Origin of the sequence: Shewanella sp. SG44-6 (assembly GCF_014164185.1) — a bacterium.
Taxonomy (GTDB): domain Bacteria; phylum Pseudomonadota; class Gammaproteobacteria; order Enterobacterales; family Shewanellaceae; genus Shewanella; species Shewanella vesiculosa.
Map to the genome: position 1 here is coordinate 17,760 of NZ_JACJER010000002.1, position 23,221 is coordinate 40,980.

Genomic DNA, 23,221 nt, shown 5'->3' on the forward strand with positions numbered 1-23,221 from the left:
TCTTTACCGAGCTTTTTTGTGGCTGAAAGTTAATCTAATTAGTATGAATTCAGTTTTTCTAAAAACGGTCATAAATCATAACGAAGACTTTTTATTGTGTTTTTGATTATTTTTTATTAATAATTGCTTGTTTTAAATGTCTTTATTACCTCTTTAAGTACTAATTAAGGGACGACTAATTGTTATAATCTGGCTGATTTATAAGCGTTTTTGAAAAAAATGTTAATATCCTCACTCTAGATGTATGTTTTCTCTATGATCTAGTTCTAATTTTTCGCTATAATGAGCACCGCCTCAAAGTATGATTTTAGCGCTTCACCCTTTGTGAACGCTAAAGTATTGAAATATAAAAATTCCAACACCCTCTGGGAGATAAGTGGATGAGCAATGCGCCAGTCGATACCGGACGTCGCAGATTCCTGACAGCTGCAACCGCCGTAGTAGGTGGTGCTGGTGCCGTCGCTGTAGCGGTTCCTTTCATCAAGTCATGGAATCCGAGCGCCAAAGCGAAAGCTGCAGGTGCGCCGGTTGAAGTAAATATTAGTAAAGTTGAACCAGGTCAGTTAATTCGTGTCGAATGGCGCGGAAAACCGGTTTGGGTCGTTCGTCGTACAGAAACTGTGCTAAATAATCTTAAAACATTAGACAGTCAATTACGTGATCCTGCTTCCGAAGAAATGCAGCAACCAGAATATGCAACTAATCCTGCACGTTCTATTAAGCCTGAATTTTTCATAGCAGTCGGTATCTGTACCCACTTAGGTTGTTCACCAACTTATCTACCTGATTCATTCGGTGAGCAGGTTGAGGGTGTAACATCTGGGTTCTTCTGTCCTTGTCATGGTTCTAAATTTGACATGGCTGGTCGTGTATTCCAGGGTGTTCCTGCACCATTAAACCTAGTGGTTCCACCGCACAAATATATCGATGACGCTAACGTTATCATCGGTGTAGATACAGGAGCGGCGTAATGGTTAAGAATATTATTGATTGGATTGATGCTCGCATCCCAATGACGGCAACGTATAACCGTCATGTGGGTCAGTATGCCACACCAAAGAATTTCAACTTTTGGTATTTCTTTGGCTCATTAGCATTATTAGTTTTAGTTAACCAGTTACTGACTGGTATTTGGTTAACCATGAATTACGTACCAACAGCAGAAGGTGCATTCGCTTCTGTTGAATACATAATGCGTGATGTTGAATACGGCTGGTTATTACGTTATATGCACTCTACTGGTGCGTCAGCGTTCTTCTTTGTCATTTATATGCACATGTTCCGTGGATTAATTTACGGTTCTTATCAAAAACCAAGAGAGCTTTTATGGCTGTTTGGTATGTTGATATTTTTAGTGTTGATGGCTGAAGCATTTATGGGTTACTTACTGCCTTGGGGACAAATGTCCTATTGGGGCGCACAGGTAATTATCTCTTTGTTTGGTGCTATTCCTGTTATTGGTGATGACCTAACATTGTGGATCCGTGGTGACTATGTTATTTCCGGTGCAACACTAAACCGTTTCTTCGCATTACACGTTATTGCGCTGCCACTTGTATTGGTTGTGTTGGTGTTCTTACATCTAATCGCATTACATGAAGTGGGATCGAACAACCCTGATGGTGTTGAAATTAAAAAGAACAAAGATGAGAACGGATGGCCTATTGATGGTATTCCATTCCACCCTTATTACACTGTAAAAGATATTATGGGTGTAGCAGGCTTCTTAATCGTGTTCTGTTATGTGCTGTTCTTTATGCCTGAAGGTGGTGGATACTTCCTTGAGAAGCCAAACTTTGAAGCGGCTAACCCAATGAAGACTCCTGCGCATATTGCACCGGTTTGGTATTTCACACCATTCTATGCGATTTTACGTGCAATTCCCGACAAGTTAATCGGTGTTGTTGCTATGGGTCTGTCGATTGCAGTGCTATTTGTCCTGCCTTGGCTTGACCGTTGTAAAGTCAAATCTATCCGTTACCGTAGTTTGATTCACAAAATCAACATCGCACAATTTACTGTGTCGTTCATTATTCTTGGCTATTTAGGTGTGGTTCCTGCAACGCCTGAGCTAACTATTGCGGCACGTGTATTCACTTTCACTTACTTTGGTTTCTTCGTAGCCCTATGGGTTTACAGTAAGAATGAGAAAACAAAAGAAGTTCCTACGAGGGTGACACACTAATGAAAAAGTTATTAATTGCATTAGTTACACTACTGCCATCTCTCGCTATGGCTGCAGGTGGAAACGAGGTTCATTTAGAAAGCGCTAACGTTAACTTGCATGACAAAGCGTCATTAGAGCGTGGTCTGGATTTATTCCAGCAATATTGTTCAGGTTGTCACAGCACTAAGTACCAACGTTATGAGCGTGTAGCAACTGACTTAGACATCAGTGGCGATGATATGCGTAATAAGTACATGTTCACTGATGCTAAAATCGGTGATTTAATGGAAAACGCTATTCCTCCTGTTGATGCGGCTAAATGGTTTGGTGCTCCGCCTCCAGACTTAACCTTGGTTGCTCGTGTACGTGGAGCTGATTGGGTATTTTCATACCTAAAAGGTTTCTATGCTGATGAAACGCGTCCATTTGGTGTGAACAACACCGTGTTTCCATTAGTGGCTATGCCGCACGTTTTACAAGACTTACAAGGTGTTGCAACTCCTCAATATGAAAAGACTGTCATTGATGGTGTTGAAACTATGATGTTGGTCGGCATGAATCCTCCTACTGGTGGCAAAATGAGTGCAGAAGAGTACGACCAAGCAGTTCGTGATATCACGGGTTTCTTAGTCTATTCAGCTGAACCTGTCCAGTTAGAGCGTGAAGCTTTAGGTTGGTGGGTACTTGGATTCTTGTTTATTTTCTTCATCATTGCCTATTTGTTGAAGAAAGAATACTGGAAAGATGTGCACTAGCCATCAATAACGGTTAATATACATTATCCGCATATTGTAAACGGGGGGCTTAGCCCCTCGTTTGTTTTGTTTTTTCTACATTCTGGAGGGTATCAATGGCTGTTGCTGCCAACAAACGCTCTATCATGACACTTTTTTCTGGTGCCGATGATTTATATAGTCACCAAGTACGTATCGTATTGGCTGAAAAAGGGGTTACCGTTGATGTTTTACAGGTAGACCCAAGTGAGATGCCTGAAGATTTACTTGAAGTAAATCCATACAACTCGGTACCAACTTTAGTTGATCGTGAACTCGTGTTGTACGAATCTCGCATTATTATGGAATATTTGGATGAACGTTTTCCTCATCCTCCACTAATGCCTGTATACCCAGTATCTCGCGGCCAAAGCCGTTTAATGATGCACAGAATCGACACCGATTGGTATGCGCTTGTTGAGCGTATCCGTAAAGGTGAAAAAGCTGATGCTGCGCGTAAAGAGTTAATGGAAAGTCTAATCGCTTTAGCGCCAGTATTTGCTGAAATGCCATACTTCATGAGCGAAGAGTTTGGTTTATCTGATTGCTACCTAGGCCCATTATTATGGCGCTTACCGGTATTAGGTATTCACTTAGACCCGCGTACATCGAAAGATATCAGTGCTTATATGACACGTATTTTTGAACGTGAATCATTTAAAGCATCGTTAACTGAGGCTGAGCGCGAAATGCGCATGGGCATGTGATGAAACCAATAACAGCTAATCGTCCATATTTGTTGCGTGCTTACTATGAGTGGTTGATGGATAACCATTTGACGCCACACGTAGTCGTGGATGCATTTGTTAACGGTACACAAGTTCCACAGCAATTTGTTAAAGACGGTCAAATTGTCTTGAATATTGCAACTGGAGCTGTGGCAAATCTTCACATGTCGAATGATTCCGTCGAGTTTAATGCCCGTTTTGGTGGTGTTCCACAAAATGTGTATTTACCAATGGCCTCAATTGTGGCCATTTATGCTCGTGAAAACGGTGCCGGCACTGTATTTGATATGGAAGATGCTTATATGATCGAAGGTGAGCAGGATGAGTTGTCATCTGTGCCACCATCAATGAAATCTGTTGATGATACTTCGACATTACCGCCATCGCCTAAATCGACTACTGGTGACAAAGCTAAACGTAAAAACCATTTAACTGTGGTGAAGTAACGATTCGTTACCATGACATAAAACCAGTCGCAAGGCTGGTTTTTTTTAAGCTAAAATTGCAGTATCACCATTTTTTATCGCTCAAATGGAACCCCAAATGTTGTTGATGATTGATAATTATGATTCTTTTACGTTCAACTTAGTGCAATATTTCCAAACGCTTGGACAAGAGATCCTCGTTAAGCGTAATGATGAAATCACCATTGAACAAATTGAAGCATTAGCGCCCACTCATTTAATCATTTCTCCTGGTCCATGCACTCCAAACGAAGCAGGGATCTCGCTTGCCGCCATTGAATATTTTGCTGGGAGATTGCCAATTTTAGGTGTTTGTCTCGGCCACCAAGCCATCGCCCAAGTGTTTGGTGTTGATGTTGTACGTGCAAAGCGTGTTATGCACGGTAAAACCAGCTTAATTGAGCACAATCAACAGGGATTATTTTCTCAGTTAGCATTACCCTTGCAAGTGACGCGTTACCATTCATTGTTGATTAATGATGTTCCCAAGGATTTTACGCTGGACGCATGGTTTGATGACCCTGTTCATGGGCGTGAAATTATGGCGATGAGCTATGCTGATTTACGTATATACAGTGTGCAGTTTCATCCTGAGTCTATTTTGACCCAGCAAGGGCATGAATTGCTGAATAACTTTTTACAGTTATAAAGTGTAATCAAGGCTACCTATTTCAGTTCATTATCACTTATTCTGTTACAACTTCTGCAACCAATCTGGCTAAATTCTCGCGTATATTTATGCTATAAAGAGCGCTTAAAAATAATAAAAGGGATAACCATGACAAGCTTTATGCGAAACTTTGCGGTGAGCGCAATTTCTTTGGCGATGATCAGTGGCTGTGCTGCGACAGCAAAAAATGACGATACGATGGTTATCGCAAAGCCTACCGCTACATCATTGATGGTGCCATTAGCCCAACCTCCAAAAGCCGATCAGTTATTAACGCTTAATCAAATCATGGCTAATCCGGATTGGATGGGAATATTTGCCCAAGGAGCCTATTGGAGTGATGACAGCCAATCGGTGTATTTTAGTCGCCAAGCACACCAGTCGCCTATTCGTGATTTTTATCAACAAGCCATCGGCCAGTCTGAAGCGAATAAACTAGCATTGGATCAGTTACACCTTGCTGATCAGCGCAATGGTGTGTTGAATCAAGCTAAAACTAAAAAAGCTTACATTTATCAAGGTAACGTATTTGTAAAAGATTTATCAAACGGCGATATTACTCAAATGACTCGCCAAAATGATCCGATTAGCGGCGTTCGCTTTTTGAGCGGCGGCGATCTTGCATTTTGGCAAGGTAATAATATTTTTCGTTTATACCAATCTAGTGGACTTGTGGAGCAAATGGCTGCAATCCTAATGGAAAATGAGCCTAAAAATACGCCAGCCCCCAGTACTTTTATGGCCAAACAGCAGCAAAGATTAATCCAATATGTTGCCATGCAACACGATAACAGTCTGACGCGTGATGAATATAGCGAATCATTGGCTAAAGCTGATCCGACTTTTTCAGCAAAACCTTGGTATTTAGGTGATGCGGAAGTTGTGTCAGAAATGAGTTTATCGCCAGATGGACGTTACGTTCTATTGGCGTTAACGGATAAAAATTATAGTTGGCGTGCAGAACACGACATTATGCCCAATTATTTAGGGCAAGAAGGTTATGTTGATCCCGTGCCTGCTCGTGCTCGTGTGGCAGAAGATGTTTTCCCAGGTCAGCGTTTAGTATTACTCGACCTTACTGAACACAGTAAAAAAGATATTACCATTGAAGGCCTAGCCGGTTTTGATGAGGATGTACTTGCTAGCGTTAAAGCTGAAAATGCAAAAGCCCAAGGTAAAACCTACGAAAGCCACAAAGCGCCGCGTTTAGTGCAGTTAATGCAAGATTGGGAGTGGAGTCAAAGCGCTATTCAGTGGAATGATTCTGGCGATAAATTATTAGTGATGCTTGAAGCGGTTGATAATAAAGATCGCTGGATCGCGAGCGTCGATCTTCAAAAAGGCAAACTCTCCACTGAGCATCGGTTACATGATGATGCTTGGGTTAACTATAATTTTAATCAATTCGGTTGGATAACCGGTACAGATACCATGTACTACTTATCTGAAGAGTCTGGATTCTCTCAGTTATATACCAAAACAGCCGCAGGTAAGGTATCGGCATTAACTAAGGGTAAATTTGTGGTTGATAATGTGACCTTATCTCCAGATGCAAAATACTTTTATTACCGTGCAAATAAGGACCATCCGGGCAGTTATAATGTTTACCGTGTAGAAATTGCCAGCGGAAAATCAGAACAACTGACTCAGTGGTTAGGGACATTGGATTACAGCTTAAGCCCCGATGGCCAATCACTGTTATTAACAGCTTCATCTGCTATTCACCCCGATGAACTCTATATTCAGCCTATTGGTGGCGAGATTAGCCAATTAACCGACTATACCAGCACTGCATTTAAACAATATCCATGGCAAGTACCGCAAGTTGTTGCGTTACCTTCAACCCATGGTGCAGAGCCCATTTATGCGCGGGTTTATTTGCCGCAAGGTTATGATCCTAAACAGGCTGATAAATATCCGGCAGTGATGTTTAATCATGGCGCGGGTTATTTACAGAATGCTCATTATGGATTTTCGGGTTACTTCCGTGAATTTATGTTCAATAACTTGTTAACCCAACAAGGTTACGTGGTAATGGATATGGATTATCGCGGTTCAAAAGGTTATGGACGTGATTGGCGTACGTCGGTTTATCGTAATATGGGCCATCCAGAAGTGGAAGATCTAAAAGATGGTGTGGCTTGGATGGCAAGCAATGCTAATGTGGATCCTCAACGTGTAGGCACCTATGGGGGGTCATATGGCGGCTTCCTTACTTTTATGGCGTTATTTAATGAACCTGATTTATTCCAAGCAGGGGCCGCATTACGTCCTGTAGCCGATTGGGCTCATTATAATGCGCCTTATACCTCTAATATTTTAAATACGCCTGACGTTGACCCTATCGCTTATGAGCGTAGTTCGCCGATAGAACATGCTCAAGGTTTACAAAAACCATTACTGATCATGAGTGGTGTCTTAGATGATAACGTATTTTTCCAAGACAGTGTGCGCATGGTGCAACGTCTAATTGAATTAGAAAAACCGATGTTTGAAACGGCAATCTATCCTGTTGAGCCACATGGATTTAAGCAACCTTCTAGTTGGTTAGATCAGTATCGTCGTATTTATAAGTTGTTTGAACAAGAGCTGAAATAGTCAGCGCTAAGTTCAAAAAGACAAATAAATATTTATTAAGGCTTCCTTTGAGAAGCCTTAATTTTTATTATTAAGCGACTAACACAATAAAAGGCAATGTGAGTGGCAATATCAATAGCAGGTGGGGTTAGGCCCGGAAAAGTCATCGAAATTGAGCGCCGACTCTATAAGCAGCTTATTGTGGGTAAGCATAAAGTTAATGCTATGCCAGATGAGATCAGCGAAGACTTAGAAGAAAACGCCAATAAGCTTGATATTGAGCGCCAAGCATTAAAGCTGCGCATTGATAAGCAAGCAAAAGAGAAACAAGTATATCTTGAGGTGTCTGCACTGCTAACCCATACGGTTAATAATGCAATAGAGCATCAGTTAGCTAATCCACAAATGATATTAGAAGCATCAGCAATTGGTGAAGGCCAAATTTTATTGCTTGATTTATTATTAGATCCAGATCTTAATATCAATCGACTACGACCAATTATTGAAAGTATTAGTTGGTTATCGCGTGATTTAATTAATTTAATTAACAGCCCTGCATCTGGCCACCGCCGCCCCAAAAACTCCGATGTCCAAGTGACCGATATCAAGCTGGTACTCAATTACATTGGTATTGAAAATTTACGTTTGTTGATCCCTTATTTTTGTTTACGCCATTGGCTACCTACAGGTAATGCCAATTTATTGTGGATAACCCGCAAGCTTTGGCGATATAGCATGGTGAGTGCCATTGCCGCGCAAACCTTAGCTGAGTTACATAATAAAGAGCCCAGCTTGGCTTATTGTTGTGCCTTAATGTATCAATTTGCTACTTCGATCATTCTCAGTCAAAGCGGGCATATATTTGATAAAACTTGGGGGACATGGCTACGAGAAGCCAGCCTTAGTCGAGAGAAACAAGTTTATGATGCTATTATGGCAACAGATTTTCCTGCTGAGGCCGTTTTAGAACAAGTGTTGCAGCATAGTCATAGCTTAAATTGGCAACTACTCAGTTTACTGCAATTTGATGACTCAGCGATGACTCAAGTGCTAAAAGAACTCGATCACGATTACCACTTTACCGAGTTATCCGTCGACGCTGCAATTGTGGCTAAAGCGAGTTGTTACGCCAAAGTGCTTTTGCTAGAAGAGCAGCAGCAAATCGACCCACAAGAAAAAAGAATTATGTTCGATTACTATCAATTTTCAGCTCAAGAATTAATTCGTCTTAAAGGGAAAAATTTCCGTAAACTCAATTTACTTTAACGCTGTTTTTTGTGTTTCGAGCAAATGTTAAATCTGTGTAATTATTCACTTTTGATGAATAGCTACACAGAATGGAGCCTAATAACTTTTTTTATGACTAGTTATGCTTCATAACCTCCAATAAACGCTTTGTTTATTCATATTTTTAATTCTTTATGCATAATGCTGATCTGGCCTGCAGAAGTTAATTGTACTGAACTGGTATTTTGATCACATTTTCGCTAATAATGTCGCATAAATAATACAAACTTCCGCTAATGCACTTACAGACTATAAAGCAAACAGCGCAAACAGCGGCCTTAAAACCGTTTACAACCTGAAGGATAAAATGCAATGAGTGTAGAAATGAACCTAACCCGTGCCCAATTCGATGAAGTTATGGTGCCTAATTATGCGCCTGCGGCCGTTATACCTGTTCGTGGAGCCGGTAGCCGAGTGTGGGATCAAGAAGGTAAGGAATTCATCGATTTCGCTGGTGGTATTGCAGTAAATTGTTTAGGTCATTGTCACCCAGCATTAGTGTCTGCATTAAAAGAGCAGAGCGAAAAAATATGGCACTTATCTAACGTGATGACTAACGAGCCTGCACTTGAATTAGCCACAAAGTTAGTCAATGCCACATTTGCTGAGCGTATTTATTTTGCCAACTCTGGTGCAGAAGCGAACGAAGCAGCACTTAAATTAGCGCGCCGTTATGCTCTAGACAACCATGGTGCAGACAAAGATCAAATTATCGCCTTTGATAAAGCATTCCACGGCCGGACATTCTTTACTGTTACGGTTGGTGGTCAAGCAGCATATTCAGATGGTTTCGGCCCTAAGCCTCAAAGTATTACCCATGTACCTTTTAATGATATCGCTGCACTTGAAGCGGTTATTTCAGACAAAACCTGTGCCATCATGCTTGAACCTCTTCAAGGTGAAGGCGGTATTATCAATGGTGACCCTGAATTCTTAAAAGCAGTACGTCGCTTAGCCGATAAGCATGACGCATTGGTTATTTTTGATGAAGTACAAACAGGCGTAGGCCGAACTGGTGAGTTATTTGCTTACATGGGTACTGACATCGTGCCTGATATTTTAACTAGCGCTAAAGCGTTAGGCGGTGGCTTCCCGATTGCAGCAATGCTAACTACTGCAAAAATTGCTGCTCACTTAAAAATTGGTACTCATGGTTCTACTTATGGCGGTAACCCACTTGCTTGTGCAGTAGGTAATGCGGTAATGGACGTGGTTAATACCAAAGAAGTACTTGATGGCGTTAAACATCGTGAACAGCTATTCCGTGATGGTTTAGCGGCTATTAATGCTAAATACAACGTATTTAGTGAAATCCGTGGCAAGGGATTATTACTTGGTGCGGTATTAAATGAGCAATATGAAGGCCGTAGTCGTGACTTTTTAGTGGCATCTGTTGCTGAAGGTCTAATGAGCTTGATGGCGGGTGCAAACGTTGTTCGTTTTGCTCCTTCATTGGTTATCCCTGAAGCTGATATCGCTGAAGGTCTATTGCGTTTTGATCGCGCGGTAGCAAAAGTGGTTGCAGGTTAATGAACAAAAAGTGTGAGCCTAGCTTGCACTTTTTTGTTTGGGTACGCCAACAAAGTAAAATTGCGCCGAAAAGTATTTCAGCGCAATTTATTTGTGGCGCAATGAGGAGATTAAGATGTTAATCATACGTCCTATCCGTGCAAGTGATTACGATGCACTTTATGGTATTGCAGTCGAGTCAGGCCACGGTTTTACATCTTTACCAGTTAACGAAGAGTTACTGCGTTCAAAGATTGCTAGGGCAGAAGCATCTTTTACCAAGCATGTTGATAAACCTTTTGACGAAGGTTATTTAATGGTGCTTGAAGACATGAAAACCGGTGAAGTTGTCGGCACTTGTGGTATTGAAGCTGCTGTCGGCATGGAAGATGCTTTTTATCATTACCGTTTAGGTACTGAGGTATATCACTCTCAACAAATCTCAGTTCGTAATGAAGTTGAAACCCTGACTTTATGCCATGACTATACGGGAGCGGCTGAGCTGTGCACCTTGTTTTTAAAAGACGGTTATCGCAAAGGTAATAACGGGCGCATGTTGTCGCGTTCGCGTTTTTTATTTTTAGCGCAGCATCAACATCGTTTTGGTGAAACTGTTATCGCAGAAATGCGAGGGGTCAGTGACGATCATGGTGAATCACCATTTTACGAATGGCTGCAGCATCATTTTTTAGGTATCGACTTTGTTGAGGCTGATTATTTATCAGGCTTAGGTAAAAAAGCGTTTATGGCTGAAATGATGCCACGTAACCCTGTTTACGTTTGTATGCTGCCTAAAAAAGCCCAAAAAGTGATTGGTGAAGTGCATAAAAACACTAAGCCAGCACTGCGGTTACTGCAAGCGGAAGGATTTAAATTCCGAAATTATGTCGATATTTTTGATGGTGGTCCAACGGTTGAATGTTCAATCGGAGATATTCGCTCGGTAAAAAAGAGCCGTTTACTTACTGTGAGCATTGGTAAAATGCCACATGCCGATCACCATTTTATTATTTCCAACACCTTGCTAGCTGATTATCGCGCATCGGCGGCAAAACTGTTGGTCTCTGATGAACACGATAATGTGGTGCTTAGTACTGAAATTGCTGCCGGTCTTATGGTCAGCGAAGGCGAGCAAATTCGTGTTTTAGCAATGTAGGAGCAAGAAATGACACAATATATTCAAGGTCAGTGGTTAGCTGGCGAAGGTCATGAAATTAACTCAAAAAACCCAGCCAACGGTGACGTCATTTGGCAAGGCAACACTGCAACCGCTACTCAAGTGAACGCTGCTGTAGATGCCGCTCGTGCGGCGCAATTTGATTGGTTTATGCTCGGTTATGACGCCCGCTTAGCCATTGTTGAAGCTTATCGCGCACAACTAGAAAATAATAAAGCCGAGATAGCTGAAACCATCGCTCAAGAAACCGGTAAGCCACAATGGGAAACTGCCACTGAAGTTGGTGCCATGATTGGCAAAATCGCTTTGTCAGCAAAAGCTCACGACAAACGTACTGGTACTGAAACCAATGACCTGCCAGCAGGTCGTGCGGTATTACGTCACAAGCCTCATGGTGTTGTGGCTGTATTTGGTCCATATAACTTTCCGGGACATTTACCTAACGGTCATATAGTGCCTGCATTATTAGCCGGTAACACAGTGGTGTTTAAGCCTTCAGAACTAACGCCTAAAGTGGCTGAGTTAATGCTAAAGTGCTGGGACAAAGCCGGCTTGCCACAAGGTGTGATTAACCTAGTGCAAGGCGAAGTTGACACAGGTAAAGCGTTAGCATCACACCCGCAAATTGATGGATTATTCTTTACCGGTAGTTCTCGCACAGGGCATATTTTACATGAACAATATGCTGGCCTTCCGGGTAAAATTTTAGCCCTTGAAATGGGTGGTAATAACCCGCTTATCGTTAAAGGCGTTACTGATACTAAAGCGGCAGTCCATGACATTATTCAGTCTGCATATATTTCCTCTGGTCAGCGTTGTACTTGTGCCCGTCGTTTATACATTGAAGAGGGCGAGCAAGGCGATGCGTTAATTGCCGAGCTAGTCAAGGCTGTTAAGCAAATCAAAGTCGGTGCTTGGAACGCTCAACCACAACCTTTTATGGGCTCAATGATTTCTGAAACTGCAGCGCTTGGTATGGTTGCTGCGCAAGCAACACTCAAGTCATTAGGTGGCGTTCCGTTAGTTGAGTTAGTGCAAGTTGAAGCTGGAACGGGTTTGGTGACTCCAGGTTTAATTGACGTTACTCAAGTGGCAGCGTTACCAGATGAAGAATATTTTGGTCCATTATTACAGTTAGTTCGTTACCGTGATTTTGACCAAGCTATCCATTTAGCGAATGCCACTCGTTATGGTTTATCTGCCGGTTTACTCGCTGACAGCCGTGAAGATTACGATTACTTCCTCGCGCGTATTCGTGCTGGTATCGTTAATTGGAATAAGCAAATCACAGGTGCATCAGGTGCGGCACCATTTGGTGGCGTTGGCGCATCGGGTAACCATCGTGCAAGTGCGTTTTATGCTGCTGATTATTGCGCTTACCCTGTCGCTTCAATGGAAGCTGATTCAGTAAGCTTACCTGCAACTTTAAGCCCTGGTTTATCAATTTAACTGATAAATTCATCGCATGATCCGTGCTGGTGACGTGTTCGCCAGCCTTATTTTAGAAGGATTTAACCATGCATACTGACGTTAATGCTTTATTTGCTGCCCTATGGCAAGACTACATTAAGATGACGCCTTCAGCGGCGAAAATTCATCAACTATTAGGTCATGGTGCTCCTATCATCAATGACCATATCGCGTTGCGTACGTTTAATATCGCCAAAGTGAATTTAAGCGTATTGGCTGAGCATTTCACCTCTATCGGTTATGTCGACTGTGGCGATTATCAGTTTGTACAGAAAAAACTGATAGCTAAGCATTTTGAACATCCTGATCCAACACAGCCAAAGGTGTTTATCTCTGAGCTGTTAGTCGAGGAGTTTAGCCCTGAACTGCAAAAAACTATCCACGGTTTAATCGACCAAGTGGATGTCACAGCAACGACTGCCGATAATTTCATTTATTCAGGTCGTCATTGGGATCTAGACAAAGCCACTTACCAAGCCTTACTTGCTGAAAGTGAATATGCCGCTTGGGTCGCTGCGTTAGGTTACCGCGCTAATCACTTCACAGTATCAATTAATGACCTGCCAGAGTTTGAGTGTATTGAAGATGTAAACCAAGCCTTAAAACAGGCCGGTTTTGTATTAAATAGTTCAGGTGGTGAGATTAAAGGTTCGCCAGAAGTACTGCTAGAACAGTCTTCTACCATGGCCGATAAAGTCGTGGTTAACTTCACTGATGGCGATGTAGAAATTCCAAGTTGTTTCTATGAATTCGCCCGTCGTTACCCAATGGATAATGGTCAGCTTTATACTGGTTTTGTTGCAGCATCTGCAGACAAGATTTTTGAAAGTACCAATTCAATGATGTAATGTTGTGTACAACTAAAAAAGACCTAATTGAGTTATCAATTAGGTCTTTTTGTTGGCCGTAGCAAAGGCTTGGTTCAGTAAAAGGACAGCATGGAAGCTTATGGATTGATCAAAATGCTGACATTAAGCCCTTGTAATGTCTCACTACGATTAAATTTTAATATAAACCCATATTGCTCACAGATCTCTTTCACAATCGACAAGCCCAGTCCGTGACCCGTAGTTGCTTCATCGAGGCGGGTTCCACGAGCGGTTAACAATGCAATTTGCTCTTGCATAACACCACAGCCATCGTCTTCTATTTGGATTAATATCTCTCCTGATGGCAAATCAACTATGCTGATGTTCACCTGTGAATTCGCCCATTTAAAGGCGTTATCGAGCAGGTTGCCAAACAACTCCATGCCATCTTCACGATGAATGGGGATGCGACTAATATGTTGTGCGTTAATCACTCGGCATTCAATGACGCGCTGATGATGCACCTTATCTAAGGTTTGAATTAAGCTATCGAAATCTTTTGGAACAGCCAGTTGTGCAGCGGGTAGCATGTCACCCGTTATTCGCGCCGCAGCCAGTTTACGCTCAATCATTTTATGCACTAAATCTAATTGCTGCTGCATTGCTATTGCGGCGTCAGGGTGGGTGAGCCCCAGGGCTTCAACTTGTTGCTGCATCACTGCTAATGGTGTTTTTAAGCCATGGCTTAAATTGCCTAGGTTATTTCGACTGCGTTCAATTTGTTTGGCGGTGTAGTCTAATAATTCATTATAGGTTTCTGCTAGCGGACGGATCTCCGCCGGTATTTGCGACATGGTTAACGAAGCTATCTCACCTTCGCGCAATTTAGCCAGTGCGCCCTGGATTTGATTCACTGGTTTAAACGATTGGCGTAAAATAATGAAGATACCGGCGATCATCGCCAATAACATGCCAATATTGATTGCCAGTTTAGCGCCAAAGACTTCACTGAAGACGCGGCGACCAATACTAAGATCTTGGGCTACTGTCAGTGTGGCCGTGTTGGGACTGTTAGGCGCACCAATACCAATAGAGAGCAGCTGCATATCATTATTTTTTGGCCCTTTAGCTTGCCATACGCGTTTTTGCTGCGCTTGTAAGGGTTCGATCTGCAGCTCTGCATCCCATAAGGATCGAGAACGAATAGTACGGTCAGGTAAATTTAATTGGAAATAGCGGCCTGAATAAGCCGGGCGATAAAAACTGGATAATTGGCTTTGGTCGATAACCAGTTCGCCATCATCGAGCCGAGTGGCAATGATAATATGTTCTAAATCTTCTTCTAAACGGTTAATGATGGAGTCATGAAACGCATCTCGCAGCATAGATTCAAACAAAAATAAGCCTATGAGAGTGGCAATTATGATCAATCCACTCAGCCATAAGCTTAGTTTAAAGCGAATTGACATCATTCAATGATGCCATGAAAGATATAACCTTGACCGCGACGGGTTTCGATAGCCGTTTTACCCAGTTTTTTACGTAAATGAGTCACGTATACTTCAACGACGTTACTTTCTTTCTCATCATCAAACTGGTAAAGCTTGTCTGTAAGCTGCTGTTTAGATAGTAGTTTTCTTGGCGACATTAAGAAGATTTTCAGTAACCTAAATTCCATTGATGTCAGCTCATACTCTTGTCCGCCCACCGTCACTTTCTGCTCATTTTCGTCGAGATTAACCCCAGCGTAGCAGAGTTGTTTTGATGATGAATTCACCCGTCCATGAGCTCGATGGATAAGTGCCTGAATTCTTGCGAGTAGCTCTTGAGTGTGAAAAGGTTTACCTAAGTAATCATCAGCTCCAGCATTAAAACCTTCCACTTTTTCGTGCCACTGACTGCGGGCCGTTAGCATAATGACTGGGGTACTGATGCCACGTTCACGCCATTGAGTCACCAATGACAAGCCATTGCCATCGGGTAAGCCAATATCGAGAATGACACAGTCATAATCTGTTTCTTTCATCAAATAATCGGCTTCAATAGCCTTATCTGTGACGTCCGTAATATAACCTGCTTGCTTGAGTTGTTTTTCAAGTTCAGCAACCAGTAATGGGTTATCTTCAACGAGTAACAGTTTCATGTTTAGTACATTCGCTCGGTAATTGAGTCAATGGATCTTGCATGCCATTGGCTGCATCTAATTGCAGATTAACAACATGCCCTTGTTTTAGCCTAAATTGCAGGTCATAGCGCCACTTATCCTGATATTGGTATAGTTGCGCATCGATTAAGTGGCCATCACAATACTGTGATATCCAAGCTAAGTAATCATCTAATGACCTTATATTACCAGAAGATACTAATTTTTGGACGTTATCATGATCCAGAGCGAGTTCTTTTGTGGGAATATCTTGCTGGTTAATCGTGATGGCCATTAAGCTGCTTATTGCTATGGAGAACAAGCTATTCATGGTCGCTCCAAAATAAAAAAAGTGGCGTTCAGAGTATGAACACCACTTTAAGTATATTGGCTTAAATCAAGCTGAAGCTTATATGATTAAGGCTTAAACATTACGTTTTAGCCCTATAAAGCCTTAGTTGTTTAGCGTGTGCCGTAAACGACGATAGTTTTACCGTGTGCTTGAATCAAACTTTGTTCTTCAAGCATTTTTAAAATACGGCCTACCGTTTCACGTGAACAACCTACAATTTGACCAATCTCTTGACGGGTAATTTTAATTTGCATGCCATCAGGATGTGTCATTGCATCAGGTTGCTTAGCAAGATGTAATAGTGTTTGTGCAATACGGCCGGCGACGTCAAGGAATGCTAAGTCGCCCACTTTTTGGCTAGTACTTTGTAAACGATAGGCCATTTGCGCCGAAAGTTTCATGAGGATTTCAGGATTAACCTGGATAAGTTGCTTAAATTTCTTATAAGAAATTTCTGCAATTTCACATGCTTGCTTAGCACGAACCCATGCTGTACGTTCAGATTGCTCTTCAAACAATCCAAGTTCACCGATAAAGTCGCCTTGATTAAGATAAGACAGGATCATTTCTTTACCTTCTTCATCTTTGATCAATACTGCGACAGAACCTTTGACTATGTAATATAAAGTATCAGATTCTTCACCAGCATGGATTAAGGTGCTCTTTGCTGGATACTTATGAATGTGACAATGTGAAAGAAACCATTCTAATGTTGGGTCAGGTTTTGGCTTACCAATCAGAGCCATACGATATTCCTCGATTGATTAAAAATGAAAGTAAGTAATGTCTAATTAAGCATTCTACGCTATTGGTGCGGCGAAAACTTTGATAGAGATCGTATTTAGAAGTGTGTGTAGTGTATATTAACTTGTTAAATTTTAGATTAAATTTATTTTGTTTGTGATGGCGGTCGACTTTTTTGGCCAATTTGTCTTAATCATCACGACTATTGAATTATTGCAAAATACATGTGTCTATTGTATTGGATCCATGAGTTAGCTAGTGTTATCTAATCAGCATCATAAATAGTTGTCGAGGTATGCGTGAAAAAACTGAGTCAAATCGGGGTTATTGTCAGTGTTATGTTATTGAGTGGGCTAAGTTTGCCCGTGAACGCATTTGTTATCCCGCCTTCTATTCAGTCTCAGGCCGCCACTAAGCTAGTCAATATTCAAATTAAAGCTAAGCAGGGTAATGCAGATGCGCAATTTTTATTGGGTTTAATGTATCTCTCGGGGCGATTTGTTACTCAAGACACAGAACAAGGTTTGTACTGGATTAACCTTGCGGCACAGCAGCAACACATTAAGGCGCAGCAAACCTTAGCTGATTTAGCTTTTGAGGGGCATAAATTATTTCCGCGTGATTTAGCGCTTGCAGAAAAATGGTACCTAAAAATGGTTGAGCAAGGTGATAAGTGGGCTCATTTTCGTTTAGGGTTTATTTATTCTGCTGGTGGTGATGGCGTGGCACGAAATTGTGGCAAAGCCATGGAGCAGTTTTTGGCAGCAGGTGATGCGGTTTCAATGGGGAATGTTGCGTGGATATTAGCCACTTGTCCAGAAGCAGAATATCGAGATGGTTCACGTGCGGTATCAATGTCGCTAAAGTTACTTGAGAATAATAAAAACGATCCCACAGTATTAGATAACCTTGCGGCCGGCTATGCAGAACTGGGCGATTTTACTGCAGCGATAGATACGCAGAAAAAAGCGATTGATGCACTAAAAGATAACCCTGAGATTGTGCGCAGCGATGAGTTTATTTTACGTTTGGAGCAGTATAAAAATAAGCAGGCTTATCGAGAAGTTATCCCACTGATGTAACGCACCAGCCAAACCCTGTGGTTATCTTGTTGTCGCGGGATAGGTAAGGGCTTATCTCGTGCTTGATTATCGGCTTTATTGGGTTTCGTTGATGTGCTTAATGCACTAACAGATCAAAAAGGGGGAATTAGCTCTTCAAGCACATCAACTGCCGTTCTTTCGCTTGAAATCACGATGCGACTATCTTAGTGGTTCTGACTTAAATCAAACTTAATCGAGTTTGATATCATTAAGATTTTGCAGCTCTAAGCGTTTATCCATTAAGTCTTTCACTAATGGCGTCAAAATTAATTCCATTGCCAATGACATTTTTCCACCGGGAACAACCAGTGTGTTGACGCGTGACATAAATGAGCCTTGGATCATGTTGAGATAATAAGGAAAATCAACATTATTAATACCGCGAAAGCGGATGACTAAAAAGCTTTCATCTAGGCTGGGTATGTCTTTTGCGCTAAAGGGGTTTGAGGTATCCACGGTCGGCACGCGTTGAAAATTAATATGAGTCCGTGAAAATTGTGGCGTCATGTGCTTAATATAATCATCCATACTGCGCACAATCGACCCCATGACTTTTTCACGGCTATGGCCTCTATCGTTTGTATCGCGAATGATCTTCTGGATCCACTCTAAATTAACAATCGGTACCATGCCAATCAGCAGATCGACATGTTTAGCCACATCAGCATCTTCAGTTACTACACCACCGTGAAGACCTTCGTAATAGAGCATATCGGTATTGGCAGGTAAATCACGCCATTGAGTAAATGTGCCCGGCATTTGATTAAATGGCACGGCTTCGTCAAACGTATGCAAGTAACTGCGAGTTTGACCATTACCTGTGTTGCCGTAGCTGGTAAAACACTCTTCGAGTTTTTTGAAATTATTCGCTTCGGGCCCAAAATAACTCAGATTACGATTTTCAGCTTGTGATTTTCTAATTAACACTTCCATTTCAGCGCGAGTGAAATTGTGGAAACTATCACCTTCAACAAATGCGGCATTAATACCCAGCTGTCTAAAAATATGAATGAAGGCAGTTGTAGTTGTGGTTGTGCCAGCACCGGAAGAGCCGGTTACAGCAATAATAGGATGTTTTGCTGACATGTTATTTGCCTAGGTAATGTGTGGACGCGAAAAAACCAGTCACTAGTTATACGGTAATCTTTACCCGTGGGTCAATTCTTCAAGGGTAACAATGTGATCATTTTGTCGCAAAATCAGTGTTTTTGTATTGTATCTAGTCGAAAGACGGACGTGAAATGTGTTCCCGTTGCCGAATGGCAATAGACTCATCATCTTCACTGAATTCAACCACTAACTCGCCTTTTTTGAGCGCAAGCTTACATTGTTCTATTGCTCTGGTTAATTGTTGCTCGTTGGCGTCACTAAAACTACCATCTTCAAGTTGTGATAATAGATACTCTTTTATCATACGTTGAAGTACTTCTTGAGGTAATGAGAGTAACGCTTCATAAGGCACAAGCATGGTGTATTCCTATTAATGACTTAGTGAAGAAGATGATCCGTCTGGCTCGGTTAGCGTATTTTCTTCAGAGAAAATAAACGCGATGATACGTTGCTCAAGATAAAAATGTGGCTTCCAAGGCCAGCCGCCGGCAATAAATCCCACATGACCACCAAACTCATGTAACTCGTATTCAACCATTGGCGATAATTGATCTTGGGTCGGGATCACTTCAGCGGTCATAAAAGGGTCGTCTTGAGCGTGGATAACCAGCGTGGGCTTAGTTATATACTGTAAATAACCTAGGCCGCTAGCTTGCTGATAGTAGTCATTAACGTCAGTAAAACCGTGTAATGGTGCTGTCACTTTATCGTCAAATAAATAAAAGGTGTTGAGCATTTTGAGCTGCTCTTTTGTGATCGGCATTTGTTCGGTTAAATCTGTAGTATTAATTTTATCGAGCATTTTTTGCTGCAAACGTTTAATCAAAAAACGTTGATAGAGAGTTGAAAAGCCACTCTCCAAGCGTTTGGCACAAGCTCCTAACGTTAACGGTGCTGATACCACTACAGCACGTTCGAGTAAGCTATGTTGCTGAGTACTACCTTGATATTTTGCCAATACATTACCGCCCAAGCTGTAACCTACAGCATAAAGCGGTGAGTCCGGATAATAGTGTTTGAGTTGCCCTAGGGTATAGGCTAAGTCGTTAACATCGCCGCTATGATAACTGCGAGCTAAGCGATTAGGCTCACCTGAACAACCGCGATGATGATGGACAACAGCTGCCAGCTTGGCTTTTTTGGCTTCAATCAGCATTCTGCGTACATAGTGAGATTCTGTGTTACCTTCAAGACCATGAATAATGACTAAGATAGGCTGGCCATTCTGGGCCTGTCCTAACCAATCTAAGTCGACAAAATCGCCGTCAGGTAGCTCTTGCCTTTGCCGAAATGTTATTGGTTTGGCCACTTTAAATAGGAATGGTAGAATCGTTTGCACATGCGGGCTAGCAGCCCACCAGGGCGGAGTGAACAAGGTTTTCATAGACGGAATATTTCTGTAATTGTTTGTGAAAATTTAAACGTATGTTTAAATGTTACTCATGCCACTCTACCACATAAAAAATATAGACAACAATAAACTCAAGGGGAAGTAAATGAAGCGGCGTACCTTTCTCACTGGTGCTTTTGCTGGAACGGCTGCATTAGCATTAGGCGTTAATTTATATTTGCCAAACATCACAACTTCTTCGGAGGATATTCATCACCGCGTATTATTTGGTGTGTTGATCCCGGTATTCCTAGATGGCGCATTACCTGAGGTTCCTAGTCAGAGAGAGCTTGCTATTAATCGCACTCTGGATGCTATTTCACAATCAATTACCCACCTGCCTGTTGAACAGCACCAAGAGTTGATGGAGCTATTAAATTTACTCGAAGGTCGTTTAGGGTTGTTGCTACTCAGTGGCAGTATGACGCCGCTGTTAATGCGAGAACCCCAGCAATTGATCGACATGCTAGAGTTTTGGCGTCATAACTATTTAGACATGTTAACCACCGCTTATGGCGGATTACGTGAATTGATTATGGCAAGCTATTACGCCTGTCCAGAGCATTGGGGAAATTTACGTTATGTAAAACCCACTTTCTTGGTGCCTAACGCGCATTAATCCTACTGTATAGGGAGTATTACCTTGGCCATTATTGATCCTATTATTACTGGTTTAAGCGCGGGTTGGCATCATATCGATGCGACCACCTTAGAGATTGATCGTCACTTTGACGCGGATGTGGTTATTGTGGGTACTGGTGCGGGTGGCGGTACTGCAGCAGAAATACTCACAGAAGCTGGCTTAAAAGTGATTATGATTGAAGGCGGTGCGCTCAAATCATCGACAGACTTTGATATGGAAGAGCGCCACGCTTATCCTAATCTATACCAGCAGGCTGCTGCGATGAAAACGGCAGATAAAGGCATAGGTATATTCCAAGGTCGTGCAGTAGGTGGTTCAACCACAGTCAATTGGACTACAGCGATTAGAACGCCGGAACAAACATTGGCTTTTTGGGAACAAGAAAAGTCGGTCAAAGGGTTATCTTCGCAAGTGTTACTGCCGTGGTTTGAGTTAATGGAAAAACGCCTCAATATTGAACAATGGCAATATGATCCTAACCGTAATAACGGTGCATTACGCGAAGGTTGCGAAAAATTAGGTTGGGACTACACCGTCATCAAACGTAATGTTAAAGGCTGTTGGAATACTGGTTATTGCGGTATGGGTTGTCCTGTTAATGCTAAGCAATCAATGTTGGTTACCACCATACCCGCAGCGCTTGATAAAGGCGCTACGCTAATTTCACGCGCCAGAGTGATTAAGCTTGAGCATAAAGGTGATAAAGTTGTCGGCTTAACCGCGCAGGCTTTAACGCAAGGCTTAAAGCCCACGTCGGTGAACATCACTTTCAGTGCCAGGCATTATATTTTAAGTGCCGGTGCGATTCATACCCCGACTATTTTAATGCGTTCTAATACCCCCGATCCGCACAAACAATTAGGCAAAACCTTCTTACACCCTTCATTGTTGTCAGGCGGGATATTTGATGAGCAAATTAATGGTCATAGTGGAGCGCCACAATCTATCTATTCCGATGAATTTGTCTGGCATGATGGCGCTGCTGGAGAGCTAGGTTATAAACTTGAAGTTGCCCCTGTTCATCCGGTATTAATCGCGTCAAAAACTATTGGTTATGGCGTTAGTCATGCCCAGTTAATGGCTAACTTTAACCAAATGCAGGTGACTATTGCGCTTATACGTGATGGTTTCAATCAGCAATGTCCTGGTGGTCAGGTTCGGTTAACTGATAACAGCTTTGCATTAGATTATCCTTTAGGCCAAGGTTTCTGGGATGGTGCTCGTCGAGCATTTTTGTCGATGGCTGAATTACAATTTGCTGCTGGTGCTAAAAAAGTATTACCAATGCACGATGGCTTGTCATTTTTAAACTCATGGAGTGAAGCAAAGCAGGCTATCAATGATGTCGATTTAGGTTTACTAAAAACCATCGTTGCATCGGCTCATGTTATGGGCGGCTGTGCTATGGGTGAAGATAAAACGCTGTCAATGGTTGATACATTTGGTAATTCACATTACCTGGAAAACTTATCTGTGATGGATGGTTCGGTATTTCCAACCAGTTTGGGGGCTAATCCTCAATTGTCTATTTATGGCCTTGTCGCCCGAAATGCGACAGCATTAGTCCAAAAGCTAACTCAAACGAGTTAACTGAACTGGCTCCTATACCGCTGATAGGAGTCTTTTACATTGATTGCTTTTGGTTGCATAAGAGTCAGCTTGAACATTCACGACTTGATAAAGTTTATCAATCGATGTCATATCGAGTGCTTAAAAGATGCCAATAAAAAATCCGAATTACTCGTCGATAGGATAGTAGGCTCAGAGCCTTTGCCTTGCTAAATTGATGGTTTTTTACTGTCATCGACACTATTTACTGTCATCGACACTATTAGTTAAAAATTTTGGCGATTTTGCCTTTCAGTTGGCTTAATGATGTCGGTAATACCGTGTTATTTCCAAGCTAATCACATTCACTTCAACAAGATTACGATGGAAATTAATCTAGGGTTTAACCTCGCTTAAAAATCAGCTTCAGCTTATTTTATTCCACAATGAAAGTGCTAACGTTTTCAAGGGGGGGCGTTTCCCTTGAATGCTTATTGGTCGTTGATGTTATTTTTCAACGGCCTTAAGCTCTGAGTTGAGTTTATACATTTTAACGT

22 protein-coding genes are annotated in these 23,221 nt (G+C 41.9%); 15 read left to right on the forward strand and 7 right to left on the reverse strand.

All coding sequences use genetic code 11. The features are described from left to right. Positions 1-380: 380 nt before the first annotated feature. From petA to H5185_RS00540, 12 genes are all read left to right on the forward strand, one after another. Complete coding sequence (petA, locus tag H5185_RS00485) at positions 381-971, forward strand: ubiquinol-cytochrome c reductase iron-sulfur subunit (RefSeq protein WP_124018315.1); 591 nt, start codon at positions 381-383, stop codon at positions 969-971. Then, positions 971-2,185 carry a cytochrome bc complex cytochrome b subunit gene (locus H5185_RS00490; protein ID WP_124018316.1) on the forward strand — a complete coding sequence of 405 codons (1,215 nt, stop codon included), beginning with the start codon at positions 971-973 and terminating at the stop codon, positions 2,183-2,185. Before petA ends, H5185_RS00490 begins: the two co-directional genes overlap by 1 nt. Further along, positions 2,185-2,922, forward strand: coding sequence for a cytochrome c1 (locus H5185_RS00495; RefSeq protein ID WP_182741054.1), 738 nt, complete (start codon positions 2,185-2,187; stop codon positions 2,920-2,922). Before H5185_RS00490 ends, H5185_RS00495 begins: the two co-directional genes overlap by 1 nt. Before the next feature lie 95 nt (positions 2,923-3,017). After that, positions 3,018-3,647 carry a stringent starvation protein SspA gene (gene sspA, locus H5185_RS00500; RefSeq protein WP_011638743.1) on the forward strand — a complete coding sequence of 210 codons (630 nt, stop codon included), beginning with the start codon at positions 3,018-3,020 and terminating at the stop codon, positions 3,645-3,647. Beyond that, complete coding sequence (locus H5185_RS00505; RefSeq protein WP_124018318.1) at positions 3,647-4,114, forward strand: ClpXP protease specificity-enhancing factor; 468 nt, start codon at positions 3,647-3,649, stop codon at positions 4,112-4,114. The genes sspA and H5185_RS00505 overlap by 1 nt, the downstream gene beginning before the upstream one ends. Positions 4,115-4,211: 97 nt before the next feature. After that, on the forward strand, positions 4,212-4,781 hold the full coding sequence (locus tag H5185_RS00510; RefSeq protein WP_182741055.1) for an aminodeoxychorismate/anthranilate synthase component II: 570 nt from the start codon (positions 4,212-4,214) through the stop codon (positions 4,779-4,781). Between the two features lie 129 nt (positions 4,782-4,910). Next, entirely contained in the window at positions 4,911-7,400 is a 2,490-nt protein-coding gene (locus H5185_RS00515; protein WP_182741056.1) for a prolyl oligopeptidase family serine peptidase, read from the forward strand. A gap of 102 nt (positions 7,401-7,502) precedes the next feature. Then, positions 7,503-8,645, forward strand: coding sequence for an HDOD domain-containing protein (locus tag H5185_RS00520; RefSeq protein ID WP_182696700.1), 1,143 nt, complete (start codon positions 7,503-7,505; stop codon positions 8,643-8,645). A 333-nt stretch (positions 8,646-8,978) separates the two neighbouring features. Further along, entirely contained in the window at positions 8,979-10,196 is a 1,218-nt protein-coding gene (locus H5185_RS00525; protein ID WP_124018322.1) for an aspartate aminotransferase family protein, read from the forward strand. Between the two features lie 115 nt (positions 10,197-10,311). Further along, a complete protein-coding gene (astA, locus tag H5185_RS00530; protein ID WP_182696699.1) occupies positions 10,312-11,331 on the forward strand; it encodes an arginine N-succinyltransferase in 1,020 nt (339 codons plus the stop codon). A 9-nt stretch (positions 11,332-11,340) separates the two neighbouring features. Continuing rightward, entirely contained in the window at positions 11,341-12,801 is a 1,461-nt protein-coding gene (gene astD / locus H5185_RS00535; RefSeq protein WP_124018324.1) for a succinylglutamate-semialdehyde dehydrogenase, read from the forward strand. A gap of 68 nt (positions 12,802-12,869) precedes the next feature. Then, positions 12,870-13,670, forward strand: a complete 801-nt coding sequence (locus tag H5185_RS00540; protein WP_182741057.1) for a DUF1338 domain-containing protein — start codon at positions 12,870-12,872, stop codon at positions 13,668-13,670. A gap of 98 nt (positions 13,671-13,768) precedes the next feature. On the opposite strand, the gene H5185_RS00545 is transcribed toward H5185_RS00540, so the two are convergent. From H5185_RS00545 to crp, 4 genes are all read right to left on the reverse strand, one after another. Continuing rightward, positions 13,769-15,103, reverse strand: a complete 1,335-nt coding sequence (locus H5185_RS00545; protein WP_182741058.1) for a sensor histidine kinase — start codon at positions 15,101-15,103, stop codon at positions 13,769-13,771. Next, complete coding sequence (locus tag H5185_RS00550) at positions 15,100-15,774, reverse strand: response regulator transcription factor (RefSeq protein ID WP_124018327.1); 675 nt, start codon at positions 15,772-15,774, stop codon at positions 15,100-15,102. The genes H5185_RS00545 and H5185_RS00550 overlap by 4 nt, the downstream gene beginning before the upstream one ends. Further along, on the reverse strand, positions 15,755-16,105 hold the full coding sequence (locus tag H5185_RS00555; protein WP_124018328.1) for a PepSY domain-containing protein: 351 nt from the start codon (positions 16,103-16,105) through the stop codon (positions 15,755-15,757). The genes H5185_RS00550 and H5185_RS00555 overlap by 20 nt, the downstream gene beginning before the upstream one ends. A gap of 131 nt (positions 16,106-16,236) precedes the next feature. Continuing rightward, positions 16,237-16,872: a cAMP-activated global transcriptional regulator CRP gene (crp, locus tag H5185_RS00560; protein WP_124018329.1), complete on the reverse strand. Its 636-nt coding sequence runs from the start codon at positions 16,870-16,872 to the stop codon at positions 16,237-16,239. 336 nt (positions 16,873-17,208) lie between these two features. Here crp and H5185_RS00565 point away from each other — a divergent pair, with 336 nt between their 5' ends. Further along, on the forward strand, positions 17,209-17,952 hold the full coding sequence (locus H5185_RS00565; RefSeq protein ID WP_182741076.1) for a tetratricopeptide repeat protein: 744 nt from the start codon (positions 17,209-17,211) through the stop codon (positions 17,950-17,952). 210 nt (positions 17,953-18,162) lie between these two features. On the opposite strand, the gene H5185_RS00570 is transcribed toward H5185_RS00565, so the two are convergent. The 3 genes from H5185_RS00570 to H5185_RS00580 all read right to left on the reverse strand — a co-directional run bounded on the left by H5185_RS00570 (position 18,163) and on the right by H5185_RS00580 (position 20,467). Beyond that, positions 18,163-19,059, reverse strand: a complete 897-nt coding sequence (locus H5185_RS00570) for a phosphoribulokinase (RefSeq protein WP_124018330.1) — start codon at positions 19,057-19,059, stop codon at positions 18,163-18,165. A gap of 133 nt (positions 19,060-19,192) precedes the next feature. After that, on the reverse strand, positions 19,193-19,441 hold the full coding sequence (locus tag H5185_RS00575) for a YheU family protein (RefSeq protein WP_124018331.1): 249 nt from the start codon (positions 19,439-19,441) through the stop codon (positions 19,193-19,195). Between the two features lie 12 nt (positions 19,442-19,453). Continuing rightward, on the reverse strand, positions 19,454-20,467 hold the full coding sequence (locus H5185_RS00580) for a hydrolase (protein ID WP_182741059.1): 1,014 nt from the start codon (positions 20,465-20,467) through the stop codon (positions 19,454-19,456). Between the two features lie 112 nt (positions 20,468-20,579). On the opposite strand from H5185_RS00580, the gene H5185_RS00585 reads away from it, so the two are divergent. Both H5185_RS00585 and H5185_RS00590 read left to right on the forward strand, forming a co-directional pair. Beyond that, on the forward strand, positions 20,580-21,092 hold the full coding sequence (locus H5185_RS00585) for a TAT leader-containing periplasmic protein (RefSeq protein WP_182741060.1): 513 nt from the start codon (positions 20,580-20,582) through the stop codon (positions 21,090-21,092). 24 nt (positions 21,093-21,116) lie between these two features. Next, a complete protein-coding gene (locus H5185_RS00590) occupies positions 21,117-22,706 on the forward strand; it encodes a GMC family oxidoreductase (RefSeq protein WP_182741061.1) in 1,590 nt (529 codons plus the stop codon). The last annotated feature ends 515 nt before the right edge of the window (positions 22,707-23,221 follow it).